This window comes from Campylobacter concisus, assembly GCF_902460675.1.
GTDB classification, from domain to species: domain Bacteria; phylum Campylobacterota; class Campylobacteria; order Campylobacterales; family Campylobacteraceae; genus Campylobacter_A; species Campylobacter_A concisus_AJ.
This window is the reverse complement of the sequence record NZ_CABPUQ010000001.1, coordinates 893488-911151: the sequence shown is the minus strand read 5'-3', so window position 1 is coordinate 911151 and position 17664 is coordinate 893488. Positions and strand designations below refer to the sequence as shown.

18 protein-coding genes are annotated in these 17664 nt (G+C 40.7%); 12 read left to right on the top strand and 6 right to left on the bottom strand.

Features of this window, described 5'->3' with window-relative positions:
• Positions 1-5: 5 nt before the first annotated feature.
• Positions 6-779 carry a creatininase family protein gene (locus F3G88_RS04410; protein WP_149715468.1) on the bottom strand — a complete coding sequence of 258 codons (774 nt, stop codon included), beginning with the start codon at positions 777-779 and terminating at the stop codon, positions 6-8.
• Positions 776-2158, bottom strand: coding sequence for a purine-cytosine permease family protein (locus tag F3G88_RS04405; RefSeq protein ID WP_149715467.1), 1383 nt, complete (start codon positions 2156-2158; stop codon positions 776-778). Before F3G88_RS04405 ends, F3G88_RS04410 begins: the two co-directional genes overlap by 4 nt.
• Positions 2159-2371: 213 nt before the next feature.
• On the opposite strand from F3G88_RS04405, the gene gatB reads away from it, so the two are divergent.
• The 3 genes from gatB to F3G88_RS04390 are packed head-to-tail and all read left to right on the top strand — an operon-like array spanning position 2372 to position 5748.
• The gene (gene gatB / locus F3G88_RS04400) at positions 2372-3793 is read left to right on the top strand and encodes an Asp-tRNA(Asn)/Glu-tRNA(Gln) amidotransferase subunit GatB (protein ID WP_035160674.1); all 1422 of its coding nucleotides are present in this window, start codon (positions 2372-2374) and stop codon (positions 3791-3793) included.
• A 12-nt stretch (positions 3794-3805) separates the two neighbouring features.
• Positions 3806-4696, top strand: coding sequence for an NAD(P)H-dependent glycerol-3-phosphate dehydrogenase (locus F3G88_RS04395; RefSeq protein WP_149715466.1), 891 nt, complete (start codon positions 3806-3808; stop codon positions 4694-4696).
• On the top strand, positions 4693-5748 hold the full coding sequence (locus tag F3G88_RS04390) for a glycoside hydrolase family 3 N-terminal domain-containing protein (protein WP_103570486.1): 1056 nt from the start codon (positions 4693-4695) through the stop codon (positions 5746-5748). The genes F3G88_RS04395 and F3G88_RS04390 overlap by 4 nt, the downstream gene beginning before the upstream one ends.
• 110 nt (positions 5749-5858) lie before the next feature.
• Here the strand turns inward: F3G88_RS04390 and F3G88_RS04385 are convergent, their stop codons facing one another.
• Genes F3G88_RS04385 through rarD (F3G88_RS04375) form a run of 3 tightly spaced genes read right to left on the bottom strand, consistent with a single transcriptional unit; the run spans position 5859 to position 8062 of the window.
• Positions 5859-6311, bottom strand: coding sequence for an aryl-sulfate sulfotransferase (locus tag F3G88_RS04385; protein WP_103630662.1), 453 nt, complete (start codon positions 6309-6311; stop codon positions 5859-5861).
• Positions 6304-7158 (bottom strand): EamA family transporter RarD, encoded by an 855-nt coding sequence (rarD, locus tag F3G88_RS04380; RefSeq protein ID WP_223228764.1) that lies wholly within the window; start codon positions 7156-7158, stop codon positions 6304-6306. The genes F3G88_RS04385 and rarD (F3G88_RS04380) overlap by 8 nt, the downstream gene beginning before the upstream one ends.
• Positions 7159-7174: 16 nt before the next feature.
• Positions 7175-8062, bottom strand: a complete 888-nt coding sequence (gene rarD / locus F3G88_RS04375) for an EamA family transporter RarD (protein ID WP_009293763.1) — start codon at positions 8060-8062, stop codon at positions 7175-7177.
• Positions 8063-8204: 142 nt separating this feature from the next.
• Here rarD (F3G88_RS04375) and F3G88_RS04370 point away from each other — a divergent pair, with 142 nt between their 5' ends.
• The 9 genes from F3G88_RS04370 to mnmH are packed head-to-tail and all read left to right on the top strand — an operon-like array spanning position 8205 to position 17355.
• Positions 8205-9545, top strand: a complete 1341-nt coding sequence (locus F3G88_RS04370) for a class II 3-deoxy-7-phosphoheptulonate synthase (protein WP_149715464.1) — start codon at positions 8205-8207, stop codon at positions 9543-9545.
• Positions 9546-9569: 24 nt separating this feature from the next.
• Positions 9570-10526, top strand: a complete 957-nt coding sequence (locus tag F3G88_RS04365; RefSeq protein WP_149715463.1) for an NAD(P)/FAD-dependent oxidoreductase — start codon at positions 9570-9572, stop codon at positions 10524-10526.
• Positions 10527-10528: 2 nt separating this feature from the next.
• Positions 10529-12787, top strand: a complete 2259-nt coding sequence (locus tag F3G88_RS04360; RefSeq protein ID WP_149715462.1) for a coiled-coil domain-containing protein — start codon at positions 10529-10531, stop codon at positions 12785-12787.
• Positions 12784-13491, top strand: a complete 708-nt coding sequence (locus F3G88_RS04355; RefSeq protein WP_149715461.1) for a tRNA1(Val) (adenine(37)-N6)-methyltransferase — start codon at positions 12784-12786, stop codon at positions 13489-13491. The genes F3G88_RS04360 and F3G88_RS04355 overlap by 4 nt, the downstream gene beginning before the upstream one ends.
• A complete protein-coding gene (locus F3G88_RS04350) occupies positions 13488-13853 on the top strand; it encodes a YkgJ family cysteine cluster protein (protein WP_002942288.1) in 366 nt (121 codons plus the stop codon). The genes F3G88_RS04355 and F3G88_RS04350 overlap by 4 nt, the downstream gene beginning before the upstream one ends.
• The gene (locus F3G88_RS04345; protein ID WP_149715460.1) at positions 13832-15094 is read left to right on the top strand and encodes a tetratricopeptide repeat protein; all 1263 of its coding nucleotides are present in this window, start codon (positions 13832-13834) and stop codon (positions 15092-15094) included. The genes F3G88_RS04350 and F3G88_RS04345 overlap by 22 nt, the downstream gene beginning before the upstream one ends.
• Positions 15091-15876, top strand: coding sequence for an indole-3-glycerol phosphate synthase TrpC (gene trpC / locus F3G88_RS04340; protein WP_149715459.1), 786 nt, complete (start codon positions 15091-15093; stop codon positions 15874-15876). The genes F3G88_RS04345 and trpC overlap by 4 nt, the downstream gene beginning before the upstream one ends.
• Positions 15876-16361, top strand: a complete 486-nt coding sequence (locus F3G88_RS04335; protein WP_002942290.1) for an HIT family protein — start codon at positions 15876-15878, stop codon at positions 16359-16361. Before trpC ends, F3G88_RS04335 begins: the two co-directional genes overlap by 1 nt.
• Positions 16348-17355 carry a tRNA 2-selenouridine(34) synthase MnmH gene (gene mnmH, locus F3G88_RS04330; RefSeq protein WP_149715458.1) on the top strand — a complete coding sequence of 336 codons (1008 nt, stop codon included), beginning with the start codon at positions 16348-16350 and terminating at the stop codon, positions 17353-17355. Before F3G88_RS04335 ends, mnmH begins: the two co-directional genes overlap by 14 nt.
• 95 nt (positions 17356-17450) lie before the next feature.
• Here mnmH and F3G88_RS10460 read toward each other — a convergent pair.
• Positions 17451-17664, bottom strand: a 214-nt coding sequence (locus F3G88_RS10460) for a hypothetical protein (protein ID WP_223228729.1), incomplete at its 5' end; no start/stop codon positions are given.

Sequence of the window (17664 nt, the reverse complement as noted above, 5' to 3'; positions counted from 1 at the left end):
TAAATTTATTTTCTGTGGTCGTATTTCCAGCCCATTTTTTCAAGCTTTTCAACGATCTCGACAACGTAGTCAGTCACACAATCAAGCATCTTTTGACCTTTTTCTAGGGTAGCTTTTGTGCTATCTCCAGTAGCACCTGTCTCTGTTACCTCTTTGATATCCCAGATGATGGTGCTAAACTCGCCAAAACCGATCACATCGTGAGGCACTTGTGACTTTGCATACTCTAAATTTACAAGCTCAGGCTTAACTGCCATAGTTATAGAAGTCTCGCCCTCTCCGCCGTGGCCAAGTCCGTCCCAGACGTCAAATGTACCTTTTAGTCTAGCTCCTGTGATGTTCCACCAAGCAGGGATAAAGACCAAAACAGCGTCTTTATGTCTATCTTTTACCTTTCTAGCGGCGATCTCAAGGGCAGGGATGTTGCCGTCGTGGCCATTTAGTATGATGATATGTTTTATGCCATTGTTTATAAGGCTCTCAAAAATGTCTTCAGCGATCGCTATCGTGGTTTCAAATCTAAGAGTGACTGACATAGGAAATTGGTTGTAGTGGATAGAAGTACCAAAAGGCACGCCTGGCACAACGATAGTCTTTCCAAGTCTTAGAGCTGCTCTTTTTGCGATCTCTTCAGGCACAAAAAGATCAGGCCCAAGTGGCAGGTGCCAGCCGTGGCTCTCGCAACTACCAAAGGTCGTGATAGCGCTATCTATCTCGTGCGCTTCAAATTTTTGCTTTAGCTCTCTTGCGCTAAATTCGTTTAAAACTACCTTTTTCATCTCATCTCCTTGTTAAAAATTTTATAAAATATCGGATAGATAATAATCGTAATAACTAACGCTACAAGACCTGATGGTAGGTCAAATGGAAGTGGCAAATAGTATTGGAATATAAATCCAAGCAAAGCGCCTATGACAAATGAAATAACGCCAGCCATGTGATAGTCTGGTTCGCTATTAAATTTAGTGATGTCGTATTTTCCTTTTTTGATGATGTAATAATCAGCTATTAACGGACCAGCAAGAGGCGGAGCAAATGTACCAAGTATCGTGATGAACGACGCAAAAAACATTTGATAAAAGGCAAATGAGCCAAGCACAGTGCCTACTACGCCAGCGAGTAGCACTAGTTTTTTTCTATTTATGTTTAAATTTATGCTTGAAAGTACCGGACCAGTATATAGCGAGTTGCAGTAGAGCTCGGCGTTATTTGTGGTCCAAAGCGATGCTGTCCAAGCGATGACACCGATGATGGCTAAAAGGGCTGACTTTGTTAGCATCCACTCTACGTAGTTAAACTGACCAACACTTACCGCGCCGATGTAGCCAACTATGTTTAAAAGAGGGTTTGTTAGTATAAAGCAAGCTATGACACCAGCTATGACAGCTTTTACTGATTTGTTAAATCTAAATAGATCAACGCCCATAACAGCTCCTGCTATCCAGCTACCAACAACAGCAGTGATGGCATTTCCAAGCCCAAGACCTTGTATATTTTTGGTCTTTTCTAAAAAGGCCGCAGCTCCGCCACCCTCTGCCAACATCTCGTAGCCAACATAGACTGCGATGATCAAGATAACAGGGCTTATAGGGATCGCGATAGCCTCGATAGCTTTGATACCTACGTATGCTGTGATGGTAAAGATGATGCCAAAGATAAAGCAAGCAAGAAAGACCTCAAGCGTGATCGGTGTGATATCTTTATAGCCAAAATTTGCTGGGTCAAAGACGATGACGCCACTTGGATTGCCTATAAATGAACCCCAAATTTGACCGACCATGCCAGTGATGCTGGCAAACCAGCCAAGTGTTAGCAGTGCCATGATGATCATTGGCAAATTTGCACCTTTTATGCCGTAAGAGTACCTAGAAACTAGAGCTAGGCTCATGCCTGTTTTTTGAGCCATTATGCCAAGTAGCGCAGTGATGATACTTAGCGAGCCCATACCCAAAATGATCGCCCAAATGGCGGTTTGAGGTGAGACGCCAGGCTTTCCGCCAAAACCGGCTAGAACGCCACCTATGAAAAGTCCAGTAACGACGTAGCCAAAACCTACCCATACCATTATCTGGTTAAATGTCGGGCGTCGCTCAGACATCGGAACTGGAGACAGCATGCGTTCGCCATCTTCTAAAACAACATTTTCTTTGTCGCTCATACAAGCTCCTTTCATAAAATTTTGTCTTTTTTTATTATAGCTATATTATTTTTTTCTTACGAAAAATATTTAATTTAAAATTTGAATTTTTATCTTTGGTGTTACGAATTGTTAGTGTTTTTAAATTTCCTTAAAAGCTCTCCTTTAGATATTTTAAAAGAAAGTATCGCTAAAATACGCACTAAAAATTTGCATAAATTTAAAGGTAAAAATATGTTTGAAGTTGTTATCGGTTTAGAAGTTCACACTCAGCTTAATACAAAAACTAAAATTTTCTGCTCTTGCTCGACTAGCTTTGGCGACGAGGCAAACACCCACGTTTGTCCGACCTGCCTAGCTCTACCTGGAGCTTTGCCTGTACTAAATAAAGAGGCGGTCAAAAAGGCGATCAGCTTTGGCACGGCTATAAACGCTAAGATAAATAAAAAATCAGTCTTTAATAGAAAAAACTACTTCTACCCAGACCTTCCAAAGGCATATCAAATTTCACAGTTTGAAATTCCTATCGTGGAAGGTGGCGAGCTCATCATCGACGTAAATGGCACTAAAAAACGCATCGGCGTAACCAGAGCGCACCTTGAAGAGGACGCTGGCAAAAATATCCACGAAGAAAACGAGAGTTTGGTCGATCTAAACAGGGCCGGCACGCCGCTTCTTGAGATAGTTAGCGAGCCAGACCTTAGAAGTAGCGACGAGGCGGTGGCTTATCTTAAAAAACTGCACTCGATCCTTCGCTTTTTAAACATCAGCGACGCAAATATGCAAGAAGGAAGCTTTCGCTGCGACGCAAACGTCTCTATCCGTCCAAAAGGTGACACAAAGCTTTACACAAGGGTTGAGATAAAAAACCTAAACTCATTTAAATTTATCCAAAAAGCGATCGACTACGAGGTAGAGCGCCAAAGTGCAGCGTGGGAAGATGGCAAATATGACGAAGAAGTCTATCAAGAGACAAGGCTCTTTGACACGACAAATTTAGTAACAAGATCTATGCGTGGTAAAGAGGATAGCGCGGAGTATAGGTACTTTCCTGACCCTGACTTGCTCCCTGTTGAGGTGCCAGAGGAGATGTATAACGAAGCGATCAAAATTCCAGAGCTTGCCGAGCAAAAGGTCGCAAGGTACGTAAGTGAGCTAGGCGTAAAAGAGAGCGATGCCTTAAATTTAACTCAAAGCGTTGAGATGGCTAGATATTTTGAAGAGCTAATCGCCGCTGGAATTCAGCCTAAGCTTGCTACTACGTGGCTCATAGTCGAACTTCTTGGCCGCTTAAATAACGGCGTAACGATCGAGACAAGTCCAGTTAGTAGTGCCAAGATGATAAATTTACTAAAACGCATAGAAGATGGCACGATAAGCGGCAAGGCTGCAAAAGAGGTGCTAGACTACCTTATGGAAAATGACGCGGACGTTGATAGTGTCATCGAAAAGCTTGGCTTAAAACAAGTGAGCGACGACTCAGCGATCATCGCGATCATAGATCAAATTTTAGCTGCAAACGCCGACAAAGTCGAAGAGTATAAAAATGGCAAAGATAAGATGTTTGGCTTCTTTGTCGGTCAGGTGATGAAAGAGGGCAAGGGCGCCTTTAACCCGGGCAAGGTCAATGAGCTTTTAAAGGCTAAAATAGGCTAAAAAAGGGCTAAAATGAGCATAGCAGTCATCGGAGCTGGCAAGTGGGGCAGTGCGCTATTTCACGCATTTAGTGAGAATAACGAGTGTGTCATCAGCTCAAGAACACCAAGAGAGATGCCAAATTTTGTAAGCTTAGAAGAGGCTTTGGAGTGCGAGTATCTAGTCTGCACGATCCCAACGCAAGCTACAAATTTATGGCTAAAGCAAAACTACAAAAACAAAGGTCAAAAGATATTAGTCGCCAGCAAGGGCATAGACACGGCAAATCTTAAATTTTTAAATGAAATTTACGAGGATTTTGTGGATAGTGAAAATTTGGCCTTTCTTTCAGGGCCAACCTTTGCAAAAGAGATCATGCAAAAGCTTCCTTGCGCTTTGGTGGTAAATTCTAAAAATCAAAATTTATCTTTAAAATTTGCCTCATTTTTCCCAAGCTATATGAAAGCATACACATCTGATGATGTGATCGGCGCTGAGGTGTGCGGAGCCTATAAAAACGTGATCGCCATAGCTGGTGGCATCTGCGACGGTCTTGGTCTTGGCAACAACGCAAGGGCGAGCCTCATTTCACGTGGGCTTGTCGAGATGGCTAGATTTGGCAAATTTTTTGGTGCAAAAGATGAGACATTTATGGGGCTAAGCGGCGCAGGTGATCTTTTCTTAACCGCTTCATCGATACTTTCACGCAACTACCGCGTAGGTCTTGGCATCGCAAGGCACGAGAGATTAGAGAAAATTTTAAATGAGCTTGGCGAGGTGGCAGAGGGTGTGGATACTGCAAGGGCCATTAGCAAGATCGCTAAAGAAAAGGGCATATATGTGCCCATCGCAAGCGAGGTTGAAAATATGCTAAATGGCAAAGATGTTTTTGAGAGTGTAAAATCGCTTTTAGGAAGAAGATGAGAGCTTTTAAATTTATACTTTTTGTGGCTATTTTTGCTCTGGGGTTAAACGGCGCAGAGGTGAGCCTAAGAGCCAAGATCTCGCAGATGATAATGGTTGGCTTTAACGGAGCTAGCACAAAAGACGCTGCATTTCGTGCGATGTTAAGCGACGCTGGGTATGAGAGATTTGGCGGTGTGATGCTACTTGGCAGAAACGTCACCAGCAAAGCCCAACTAAAAGCTAGCATAAAAGCGATCAAAGAGAAGAGTCCTAAAATTTTCATCGCTATCGACGAAGAGGGCGGTAAGGTAAGCCGTATGAAGGATAAGAGCTTTGATGGACCATATCCTAGCGCATACGAAGTCGCAAGCACGCTTGATATCAAAAGTGCATACGATCTCTACTCAAAAATGGCTATAAATTTAAAAGAGTGCGGCATAAATTTAAATTTCGCCCCAGTGGTCGATCTGCACGATGAAAACTCGCCGATCATCGCCGCTAAGCAAAGGGCATTTAGCGAGTATGCAAGCAAGGTTGTGATCTATGCTGATGCCTTTATGGATGCATTTAAAGAGCAGGGCATCCTAACGACACTTAAGCACTTCCCAGGGCATGGCAGCTCAAAAGAGGACTCACATAAAAATAAGAGCGAAGTCACGCTAAGTAAAGACGCGCTACTACCATACAAAGACGCCATAAGCACAGGTAGAGCGCAGATCATCATGGTGGGGCACCTTTTTGTAAAAGGCATCGACGAGGACAACCCAGCCACACTTTCTAAAAAAATAATAACCGATCTCTTGCGAAATGAACTTAAATTTAATGGCGTGGTTATCAGCGATGATATGCTGATGAAAGGTGTTGGAGACGAGACATTGGCGCAAAAAGTGGTGAAATTTATAAACGCTGGTGGTGATATCTTGCTCTTTAGCGAGTTTAAGATAAATAACCAAAGAACGGCTGATCTAATCACTCAGATTATAATTGACGCCGTAAATGAGAAAAAGATCAGCAAAGAGCGAATCGACGCATCATACAAGAGGATAATGGCTCTAAAAGCGAAGCTTTAAATTTACGCCAATGAGTTTGAATTTACTCAATTAATAAATGTAAATTTGAGTAAAAAATTTAATAGTTTAGACGTAAATTTTAGAGCTTGCCTAAAATGCCAAAGCCACTCTCACAACCCATCAAATTCTTTCTTTAGTTCGTCCCTTAGCTCTTCGGCTCTATCTTCGCCGTTTTTGAAATTTGCCTTTACAAAGCCATCGATCTCGTCTAAAATTTCAACAAGTTCGCTCTCCCAGTTTGCATTTTCTTGTTTTAAAAGCGCCTCTAGCTTATCTCTTGTCTGCTCGAGCTGATCTAGTGCTTTGTCCTTGTCGCTAGCCTCATTTAGCGCATCTTCAAAGAGTATGTCTTGCCTTAGAGCATTTATCTTTTTTAAGATAATGTTGCAAAATTTAGGGTATTTCTCAGCGTTGCTTAAATTTTCTAAAACCTCTTGTGCAGCCTTTTGATAGGCAGGCACCGCCCCCTCATCGTCAAGCTTTTTGGTTAGTTTTTGTATCTGAAAATATAAAATAAGCGCTGCAAAAAACGCAAGCAGCAAATAGATCGTTACGCTATTCATTTTTACTCCTTTTTCTAAATTTATCCACGCTAATTATCGCTAAAGCCAGCCAGATCATACAAAATGAGACGACTTTGTAGCCGTCTAAAATTTCGCCGTAAATAAAGACCGCGCAAAGGATCGCGATGGTTGGCGAGATGTATTGCAAGTAGCCGATAGTGGTTAAATTTATCCTTGTGGCAGCTGCATTAAAAGCGACTAGTGGCACGATGGTTACTAGGCTTGAGGCGATCATCAAAAGCGAGTCTTTGTTTAGTCCAAAATGGCTTTGTGAGTGAAAAACCAGCCACAAAACGTAGCCAAAGGCAAATGGAAAAATAAAGAGTGTTTCGATAAAAAGTCCGTTAAATGCGCTAATCTTTGCCTTTTTTCTAACCACACCGTAAAGCCCAAAGGATAGTGGCAAGATGATGGAGACTAGCGGCAAGCCACCTTGAAAATAAATTTGCACAAAAACTGCGACCATGACTATACAAACGGCTACGACACCACTTTTGCCAAGGCGCTCTTTAAAGACGATGACGCCAAGGAGCATGTTTATCAAAGGATTGATAAAATAGCCGATGCTGGTATCTAAAATTTTACCGTTGCCAACTGCATAGACGTAGACGCCCCAGTTTATGCTAATGAGCGTGCCGCTTAAAAATAGCGCTTTGAGCGAGCCTATATCTTTAAGCAGGGTCAAAATTTCATTCATTTTGCCGCTAAGATATATGACCGCTGCCATTAGAAAAAACGACCAGATGATCCTGTGGGCTAAAATTTCATAAGCATCCACCTCTTTGCTAAAGAGGTTGAAATAAACCGCCAAAAATCCCCACATAAAAAAGGCGCTAAGCGCGAGAATAACGCCTTTTTGGCTCTCATTTAGTCTTGGTATTTTTGTCGCCTTTTATAGAATTTATACTATCTATCATCAAAAGTGTGACCGAGATGGCTAGGCAGATCATCAAAAAGTATGAGCTTTTCTCCAGTCTCTCGCCGATGGCAAATGAGACAAAAAGCATCATTATAGGCTCAAAATATGTAAGCAAACCTAGTACATTTATCGGCACGAGCGTGCTTGAGAGGATCTGGGCGATGAGGGCTATGCCGCTGATAGCACCAAGCAAGATGAGCAGATAGTAGATGTTTGGATTTTGGCTCATTACGTAGTCCATATCGGCTGTGAGCGCAAAATAAAATGAGAATAAAAACATAAAAATTATCTCGATAACAAAGCTTGAGAAATTTGCAAGGTTGTAGTACTTTCTAATGGTAAAATAGACTGGATAAAGGCAAAAAACTACAGCGCTCTCCCACGAGATGCCACCGCTTATGACCGCTGTGCTAAAGACGCCAATGGCAGCGAAAAATATCGATGCTAACTTTGTTTTTGAGAGGTGCTCTTTGAAAAATATCCGTCCAAAAAGGACCATGACTATTGGCATGATGAGGTAGCCTATCGAGACTTTTAGCGCTGCGCCGTTACTTGGAGCCCAGAGATAGAGCCACATCTGAAATGAGACGATGAGCGAGGTAGCAAGCAAAACTAGTAAAATTTTAGGTTTTAGCTTTATTTTTAGAAGTAAAAATTTGAAATTTCGCTGCTGTTTTAACAAAAAAATGGCGGCGATGACAAAAGGCATGGCAAAGATCATGCGGTATCCAATAAGAGCTTGCGTGCTGATGGGGTTCATGAGCACTGACATGTAGTAGATGCAGTTAAATAAAACTGAGGCTAAAAGCGAATAAAATATGCCTTTTATCATGAAAAAAATCTTCTCTTTTTCTGGGTAAATTTAAAGTAGCGATTGTATGCAAAATATCTTTAATAACCCATTAATGGCTTTTATTTTTTAAGTTTTGCGTGATATAATCAGCGCTAAATTAAGGTAAAAGATAGGAAAATTTATGACTTGGGACAGAGATAGCTGGAGAGAATTTAACATCTTACAACAACCAACTTATCCAAATTTAAAAGAGCTAAAAGAGGCTGAAGAAAAACTAAAAGCACTTCCGCCTTTGGTATTTGCTGGTGAGGCTAGAAGTCTTAAAAATGAGCTTGCAAAAGTTTGCAATGGCGAGGCCTTTTTGCTTCAAGGTGGCGACTGCGCTGAGAGCTTTACAAATTTTAACGCAAACAACATCAGAGATATGTTTAAGGTCTTACTTCAAATGGCGATAGTTTTAACCTTTGGTGGTGGCTGTCCAGTGGTCAAAGTAGGCCGCGTAGCAGGGCAGTTTGCAAAGCCTAGAAGTAGCGACTACGAAGAGGTAAATGGCATTAAGCTACCAAGCTATAGAGGCGACATCATAAATGGCTTTGAATTTGACGAAAAGGCTAGAGTTGCCGACCCAAAACGCATGATAGAGGCCTACTATCAAAGTGCTTCTACGATGAACCTATTAAGAGCCTTTTCAAGAGGAGGTTTGGCAGACCTTCATCAGGTGCATAAGTGGAATTTAGGCTTTGTTAAAAGGCCAGAGATCGGTGAGAAATACGCTAAACTAGCTGATGATCTAACAAAAACTCTATCTTTCATGGCAGCTTGCGGCATCACTTCGGCAAATACCCCAGCGATAAATCAAACAGCAGTCTATACATCTCACGAGGCGCTACTTTTGCCTTATGAAGAGGCACTAACTAGGGTTGATAGCCTTAGTGGCGAGTGGTACGACTGCTCGGCTCACATGCTTTGGATAGGCGAGAGAACGCGCGGCATAAACGACGCACACGTACATTTTTTAAGTGGTGTTAAAAATCCTATCGGCGTAAAGATCGGACCAAGCGCAAAAGCTGAAGACGTCGTCGCACTCGCAAATAAGCTAAATCCAGAAAATGAAGCTGGCAGACTAAATGTGATAATCAGAATGGGCGCTGATAAGATCGGTGAAAATTTACCAAAAATTTTAAGAGAGCTAAAGCGCGAGGGGCTAAATATCGTCTACAGCATAGACCCGATGCATGGCAACACCGTCAAGACCTCAAATAACTACAAAACTCGTGAGTTTGACAAGGTCTTAAGCGAGGTTAGAAGCTTTTTTGAAATTCATAAAGCTGAGGGCACAAGAGCAGGTGGCGTGCATCTTGAGATGACTGGCAAAGATGTGACAGAGTGCACCGGCGGCGCGCTAAACATCACTGAAAGCTCGCTAAAAGAGAGATATGAGACGCAGTGCGATCCAAGACTAAATGCTGATCAGGCTTTAGAGCTTGCATTTTTGATGGCTGATCTAGTTAAAAAAGCTTAAAATTTATAAAATTTGGAGAAAAATATGGCAAATATTTATGATCTAATAGTAGTTGGCGGCGGACCTTGTGGCATAGCTAGCGTAGTAGAGGCTAAAAGAAATGGCTTAAGTAATGTTTTGCTCCTTGAAAAAGGCGACAACCACAGCCAAACGATCAGAAAATTTTATAAAGACAATAAACGCGTAGATAAAGAGTATAAAGGGCAAGATAGCACGATACATGGGCTAGTTTCGTTTGAAGATGGCACAAAAGAGAGCACGCTTGATTATTTTGACAAGCTACTTGACTCTGAGAATATCGAGGCTTTTTTTAACTCTGAGGTCGAAAGCGTAAAAAAAGAGGGAGAAATTTTTAAAGTAACTACCTCAAAAGCTGTCTATGAAGCCAAAAACGTGATGGTCTCTATCGGCAAAATGGGACGACCAAACAAGCCTGATTATAAGATCCCGCCATCACTAAATTCAGTTGTAAATTTTAACCTTGATAACTGCACAAACGGTGAAAAAGTGCTAGTTGTGGGCGGTGGCAATTCTGCGGTTGAGTATGCTATCGAGCTTTGTCAGTATAATAAAACTACGATCGCTTACAGAAAAGATAAATTTAGCCGTGTAAATGAGACAAATTTAAGCGCACTTTGGGAGCTTGAGAAGCACAATAAGATAAAAGTAAGACTAAATCACGATATAACCGAGATCGATAATGAATCAGGCAAGGTAAGAGTGCATTATGAAAATGGCAAGATCCGTGTCTATGATAGGGTTGTTTATGCGATCGGTGGCTCAAGTCCGGTTGATTTTCTACAAAAATGTCAGATAAAAACTGATGAGAAAGGCACTCCGATAGTTGATAGCAATTACCAAAGTAGCGTGCCAGGACTATACGTGGGAGGCGACATCGTTTTAAAAAATGGCGGCTCGATCGTGGTCGGACTAAATCACGCTCATAGCGTCATCAAAGATATCTTAAAAGGCAAGGCATAAGCTTGATAAATAAAATCGCACTAGCTATTGTTTGTCTTATAGCTGGCTTTTCTCTCTCGTTTTTGAAATTTCAAAAAGAGGACGAGGCGCCAAAAGATACTAATCAAACGATTTATTCTATAAATTTTGATGATCTCCCTGAAGAAGAGAAGCAAAGATATGTAAGCAAAGACGATCTTTACGAGTATGGCGGCTACATCACGCCAAAAAGCTACATGCAAAATTTTGTTGATGATAAGGACCTAAATTTATCAGACAATGTAAAAGAGCTTCAAGAGCAAGTGCGCGAGCTAAGCAAAAAAAATGAAATTTTAGCCGCTGATAATGTCGATATGAGCGAGAAAAATTTAGACTTCATAAGCAAAATTTCAGAGATGAAAAGAAATATCGAAAATGAAAAAAATGAGATAGTTGAAAAAAATCAAAAGGCTCTTGGCGAGCTTGAGGCGCAACACTTTGAAAATATCCAAGCTCTGACAAAGCGCCTAAATGAAGCGCAAGCTGATATGATAGAGAGCTCAAAGGCTTATGAAAAAAAGATAATCGACCTTGAAAATGCGATAAATGACGCTAGAAATGGCGATGAGAGCAAGCTAAAAGATGCCGAGGCTGGCTTTAATAAATTTAAAGAGAGCTTTGAGGCAAACTACACCGCTTTAAAAGAGCAAAATAACGAGCTAAATGCGACGCTTACGCAAAAAGAAGCTCTTATAAAAGAGTATGAAAAAGCTCAAAGCGAAAAAGATAGAGGCGAAAAAAAAGAAATTTTGCTTTTAAAAGAGGAGATCGAGCGAGTTAAAAATGACGCTGACACTCAAAAATTTAGCTACGAAAAAGAGATAAATGCGCTAAATGATGGCTTTGAGACACAAAAGAGCGTTATGGAGGATGAGCTTTCTAAAAAGGCAAATAAGATAATCGATCTGCAGGAGGCTCTTGAGTCAAACAAGACTGCACTAAAAGATAGAATTTACGAGCTTGAAGAGATTAAGAAAAATCTAAACTCAAAAGATCTAATGGCGCAAAGCTATAATGGCAAAAATTTAGAGCTAAATGCCTCGCTTGCGGCACTTCATAAGAGTTTTGACGATCTAAAACAAAAGAGCCTAAAAAGCGAGCAAGAGAACAAACTTGCAAATGAAAATATAAGCTCGCTTAAAAAAGAGCTTGAGAGGGCAAATGCCCTAAATAAAAAGCTTGAAAAGCAAAATTTAGACGCAAACTCAACTCTAAGTGAGCTAAGCAAAAAGCTAAGTTTGAGTGAAGAGAGCCTTAAAAAGAGCCAAGAAGAGCTAAAAGCGCTTGATACGAAGACAACTAAATTTCTAAAAACGCTATTTGATCAAAACCAAACCATCTCTTTGCAGTCGCAGAAACTTGGCTCAAACGAGGGCGAGCTAAAGAATTTGAGCTCAAAGCTTGATCTAAAAGATGCAAAGATAAAGGAGCTTGAAGAAAATGTCACAAAGACAAGCCAAATGCTCCTTTCTAAGCAAAGCGAGCTAGAAACTCAAAAAAGAACACTAAAGATCGATATGCAAAACTATGAAATTTTGCGTCAGCAAATAAACATGCTACAAAAAAAGATAGTCGATACCTCAACATTTTTAACCGATAACAACAAAAGTGGTGGCAAAAATTTACTAAGTTTGCAAAATGAACTAGAAAATGCAAAGCAAAAGCTAAATGAGAGTAACAAGACGATAGAGAGGCTAAATTCAAAGATAAATGAGCTAAGCTCAACCACTCACAAAGGCGGTAGCGGTAGTGTAAATGCCCAGATAGTCGAGCTTCAAAAAGATATTGAGCAAAATTTAAACAGACAAGATGAGCTTGAAAATGAAAATGTAAATTTAAAAAATATCTTACAGGCTACGACAAAGCCAGAAACGCCAACAAAGCTAGTCCTCATCTCTAGCATCGAGTGCGACGATATGGACGCAAAGGACAAGGTTAGCATAATGTGCAAAAACAGAGTGAGTGAGTTTTTGCAGAGATTTAACTCAAACTACATGTATGAGATCATCCCGATCGTGGATAAGAAAAATTTTGTCATCCCATCAAATGTCGCTCAAAATATCAAAAAAGATGACCTTGGCAAGCTAAATAACTACGTAAATTACGGCGTTGGCAAAGAGCGTGCAAAGGCGGCTGCTGAGCTTATAAAAGAGGAATTTGGTGACTTTGCAAGGATCAGCTTTAGCTCTGAAGTGATCGTAAAAGATGTGACGCGCGGCTTTATCATCAAGGTTTATAGATGATCTTAGCCCAGCTTGAAAATGGCTATCGCTACAACAGCGATACGCTCGTTCTTTATGATTTTATTTGCGCTAGCTTTGGCGAAATTTCTGGTAGGGTTTTGGACGTTGGAGCAGGGTGCGGGATACTTGGACTTTTGCTTAAGCGTGATTTTAAAAAGATAGATCTAAGCATGCTTGATCTTTTGGAGCTAAATAGCGAAATTTCTAGCTTTAACGCAAAGAGCAACTGCCTAGAGGCTAGAGCCATAACGGCTGATTTTGCAAATTTTAAAGATAGTGAGAAATTTGATCTAATCATCTCAAATCCACCCTTTTATCATGACGGTGTTACAAAAAGCCAAAATGAACACATAAAAGTTAGCAGATATGCAAGCTCGCTAAATTTAAAGGATTTTATAAGAGGCATAAGCGTAAATTTAAAGCCACATAAAAGGGCGTTTTTTTGCTATGCGCCAGATGATCTTAGCGAGATAGTGGCATGCTTGAAAGAGTATAAACTAAATTTGGTGAGCTTAAAATTTGTCCATACCAAAAAGGATAAGCCAGCAAATTTGGCTTTACTTGAAGTGCGAAACAACTCAAACTCAAAGCTAAAAGTCCTACCACCTCTTGTGATGAGCGAAGATGGCTCGCACACGAAAGAGGCAAGCGAGATCTTTAAAAAAGCTGATACAAACAGCGTCTCTTACAAGGAGATAGCGTGAGGGCTGATGGTTTTAGCTATGAGTTTGATCCTAGCTTTTGCGAGAGTTGCGGAGGCAAATGCTGCACTGGCGAGAGCGGCTATATCTGGATAGATGAGGGTGAAATTTTAAAATTTTGCGCTGCTTTTGGTATGCCAAAAGATGAGTTTGAGAGCAAATTTCTAATAAAAGTGGGCGTAAGGCGAAGCATCAAAGAAAAGCCTTATGATGACGGTTTTGCTTGCATATTTTTTGATGAGAAAAATAAAAACTGCTCGGTCTATGAGCTAAGACCTAAGCAGTGCAGGACATTTCCGTTTTGGGATTATTTTAAAAAAAACTTAAAGGAGCTAAGAGCAGAATGCATTGGCGTAAAATTTTAATAATTTTTATAAGCGTATTTTTTAGCACGCATCTACTTGCAGATGATAACAAAAGTGTAAATTTACGCCTAATGCAAGCTCTCATCTCTCAAGATAGTGGCGATGTAAATGCTAGTATCCAGACTTATCTAGGGCTTTTTAAAGAGACAAATCAAAAAACCTATCTAAAAGAGGCGATCAAGCTAGCTTTTGCTACAAAAAATGAAAATTTAGATAGCCTTATGAGTGAGGGCGAGAAGAGTTTAAAAGACGATAGCGATTTTATCAGGATCAAGGTTGCAAATTTGGTCAATCTCTCTAAGCTAAACGAGGCAAAAGAGCTGATGCAAGAGCTTGCCACAAAAGAGCCAAACGCTCAAAATTTGCTCATGCTTGGCACTATTTGTATGATGCAAAATGATACGGTAACGGCACTAAAATACTTCGAAGAGGCATACTCGCTAAAGCCTGAAGAGGAGAATTTACTCCGCATCGTTGATATCCTTTTAAACCGCATGGATAATGTAAAAGATGCGACAAAATATCTTGAGAAATTTCGCGAGGAGCAGGGCTGCACTCAAAAAACATGCGAGCTTTTGGCTGAAATTTACTCACAGCAAAGAAATTTCCCAAAGGTGATCGAGCTTTTTGAAGAGATCTACGACATCACTCACGATACCACTTATCTTGACAAGATCGTGCAGTATTTTATCTATGATAAAAATTACAAAGCGGCTATTGAAATTTTGAAAAAATATGGCTACAACGACGCCACGCTTATGGATCTTTACGCAGCGACTGGAAATTTTGGCGATGCATACGTTTTGGCGGTTAAAATTTATAACGATAGCAGGGATCTAAATTTCTTAGCAAAGGCGGCCATTTACGAGTATGAGATGAATAAAGATAGCCTAGATGAAAAAAAGATCGCTGATATCTTAGATAAATTTGAAGCTAGCGTGCCAAAGCTTAATAATGATATGTTTTTTAACTACTACGGCTATTTGCTAATTGATCATGAGATAGACCCAAGAAAGGGCGTAGAGATGGTACAAAAAGCGCTTGAGATCTCGCCAGACTCGCCTTACTATGAGGACTCGCTAGCGTGGGGTTATTTCAAGCTTGGCGAGTGCAAAAAGGCAAAGGGCATAATGATGCACGCGATGAAAGATGTTGATTTTAAGGCTTCAAAAGAGGCAAAGGAGCACTTGCACCTAATCGAGCGCTGCATAATAAATTTAAACAAAAGGCTTAAAAAATGATACTTGATGAGATCATAAAAAAGACAAAAGAGGATCTAAAAAAGCGCAAGGCTGACTTTCCGCAGGAGTGGCTAGGTCGATCTTTGGCATACAACCCATACGTGCCAAGAGACGTTTTGGGCGCACTTAGATCAAGTAAAGATGAGCCTATGAAGATAATAGCTGAGATAAAAAAAGCAAGCCCAAGCAAAGGCGTGATAAGAGAGGACTTTGAGCCGATAAAAATAGCGCAGGAGTACGAGCAGCACGCAAATGCCTTTAGCATCCTAACCGAACCTCACTGGTTTAAAGGCGACATAGAGTACATCACACAGGTTCGCCGCTACGCATCAAGGCCGATCCTTAGAAAAGACTTTATCGTTGATAAGTATCAAATTTTAGAAGCACTTGTTTATGGAGCGGACTTTATCCTGCTTATCGCCAAAGCGCTAACACAAGGCGAGCTAAAAGAGCTACTCGAGTACGCACACCACTTGGGGCTTGAGGTCTTAGTAGAGACCCATGACGCAAGCGATGTCAAAAAGGCAGTCTTTGCAGGAGCAAATATAATAGGGATAAATCACAGAAATTTAGATGATTTTACGATGGATATGAGCCTTTGTGAGAAGCTCGTGCCGCTTTTGCCAAATGGCAAGATAATAGTTGCTGAAAGCGGACTTTACGAGCATGAGCAGCTTTGCGAGCTAAGCAAGATCGGAGTCGATGCTTTCTTGATCGGAGAGTATTTTATGAGGCAAGATGATATAAAAAATGCCGTTAAAAAGATAAAGGAGGGCGAGTGATGCAGCACCTTTGTGCCCCTTGGAGAAGCGAGTATTTCAGCGCAAAAAAAGATAGTTGTGTCTTTTGCGAGGTCATAAATTCAAAAGAAGACGACGAGAAAAATGGCGTGCTTTTTCGTGCTAAGCACTGCTTTGGGATCATGAATTTATACCCATATTCGCCAGGACACTTTATGATCATACCAAACCACCACACCGACAAGATCGAGGAGCTTGACGAGCAGACGTGGTTTGAGATGAGTAAATTTGTAAGGCTTGGGGTTGAAATTTTAAAGCGTGAGCTTCACGCACAGGGCGTAAATATCGGTATGAATTTAGGCAAGGCAGCAGGCGCTGGCATAGCTGAGCACGTGCATTATCACCTTGTGCCAAGGTGGAGTGGGGATACAAATTTCATCACAACGATCGCCGATGTCAGGGTAAATGGCACGCCGTTTCATCCACTTTATCAAAAGCTAAAAAAGGCTTTTAGTGGCGTTATTTGAGCTTGATATAGAGCAGTGGCTTGAAAAAAGAGGCGAGTTTGAGCTCTTAATAGACGCTAGATCGCCGCATGAGTATGCCTACTCACATATAAAAGATGCTCTAAATTTATACGCGCTTGATGATGCTGAACACAAAGAGGTAGGAACGATCTACAAAAGCGACAGAGCCCTAGCTAAGAGCCTTGGTGCAAAATACATCTGCAAAAATTTGCAAAATATCATCGACGAGGTCTATAAAAGGGCTAAGGTCGGCTCAGCTATTGGGATATACTGCGCAAAGGGCGGACTTAGATCAAGCTCGGTTGGTTTTGTGCTAAGCATGATAGGATATAGGGTTTTTAGGCTAAATGGCGGCTATAAGGCTTATAGAAATCATGTTTTGGAGTTTTTAGAGCGTTCTTTAAGCACGAAATTTATCACTCTTTTTGGCAATACTGGCTGCTATAAAAGTAAGCTTATAAGGGCACTCTCGCCATCAATAGACCTTGAAGCGATGGCAAATCACCTAGGCTCAGTTTTTGGCGCGATAAATGGCGCGCAGCCTAGCCAAAAGTGCTTTGAAGATGCGTTATTTGAGGAGCTTTCTGCACTAAAAGATCAAATTTGCTTTATCGAGGGTGAGAGCAGAAGGATCGGCTCGCTAACACTTCCAAAAAGCCTTTATGAAGCGATGCGCAGCGGCATCTGCGTTGAGGTTAGCGCGAGCTTGGAAAATAGAATTTCTTGCATCACAAGTGACTATAAAAGTGTGGATAAAGCCTTTTTTGATGAGTGCATAAAGAAAATTTCGCCCTTTATCGACAAAGAGGCCAGAGATGAGGCTGTGGCTAAATTTAATGAAAATGACATCGCCAAAGTGGCTGAAATTTTACTCACAAAATACTACGACAAGGTCTATAAAAAAAATGAAAACATTAGCGTTTTTGTAAGCTCTGATGATCTTGACAAGGCTGTAAAAAAGCTAAATTTGATAAGAGCTGAGGCTAAATTTTAAATCCTTTTGGCGCTTTTTTGGGGTAAATTTCATCTGTAAAATTTAAATTTGTTTTTAAATTTAAAATAGATCGTTTTTTTGCGCTTAAAAAAGACTTACTTTAAGGCTGTTTTTATACTTTTGCATAAATTTCTTGCCATTTTTGTGAAAATTTCTAGATAAATTTTCTCGGTTTCTTGGTTTCTTGGTTTCTTGGTTTCTTGGTTTCTTGGTTTCTTGGTTTCTTGGTTTCTTGGTTTCTTGGTTTCTTGGTTTCTTGGTTTCTTGGTTTCTTGGTTTCTTGGTTTCTTGGTTTCTTGGTTTCTTGGT

Coding starts and splice junctions, on each gene's coding strand:
- F3G88_RS04410 (WP_149715468.1), bottom strand. CDS start 779: ATGAAAAAGGTAGTTTTAAACGAATTTAGCGCAAGAGAGCTAAAGCAA.
- F3G88_RS04405 (WP_149715467.1), bottom strand. CDS start 2,158: ATGAGCGACAAAGAAAATGTTGTTTTAGAAGATGGCGAACGCATGCTG.
- gatB (WP_035160674.1), top strand. CDS start 2,372: ATGTTTGAAGTTGTTATCGGTTTAGAAGTTCACACTCAGCTTAATACA.
- F3G88_RS04395 (WP_149715466.1), top strand. CDS start 3,806: ATGAGCATAGCAGTCATCGGAGCTGGCAAGTGGGGCAGTGCGCTATTT.
- F3G88_RS04390 (WP_103570486.1), top strand. CDS start 4,693: ATGAGAGCTTTTAAATTTATACTTTTTGTGGCTATTTTTGCTCTGGGG.
- F3G88_RS04385 (WP_103630662.1), bottom strand. CDS start 6,311: ATGAATAGCGTAACGATCTATTTGCTGCTTGCGTTTTTTGCAGCGCTT.
- rarD (WP_009293763.1), bottom strand. CDS start 8,062: ATGATAAAAGGCATATTTTATTCGCTTTTAGCCTCAGTTTTATTTAAC.
- F3G88_RS04370 (WP_149715464.1), top strand. CDS start 8,205: ATGACTTGGGACAGAGATAGCTGGAGAGAATTTAACATCTTACAACAA.
- F3G88_RS04365 (WP_149715463.1), top strand. CDS start 9,570: ATGGCAAATATTTATGATCTAATAGTAGTTGGCGGCGGACCTTGTGGC.
- F3G88_RS04355 (WP_149715461.1), top strand. CDS start 12,784: ATGATCTTAGCCCAGCTTGAAAATGGCTATCGCTACAACAGCGATACG.
- F3G88_RS04345 (WP_149715460.1), top strand. CDS start 13,832: ATGCATTGGCGTAAAATTTTAATAATTTTTATAAGCGTATTTTTTAGC.
- trpC (WP_149715459.1), top strand. CDS start 15,091: ATGATACTTGATGAGATCATAAAAAAGACAAAAGAGGATCTAAAAAAG.
- F3G88_RS04335 (WP_002942290.1), top strand. CDS start 15,876: ATGCAGCACCTTTGTGCCCCTTGGAGAAGCGAGTATTTCAGCGCAAAA.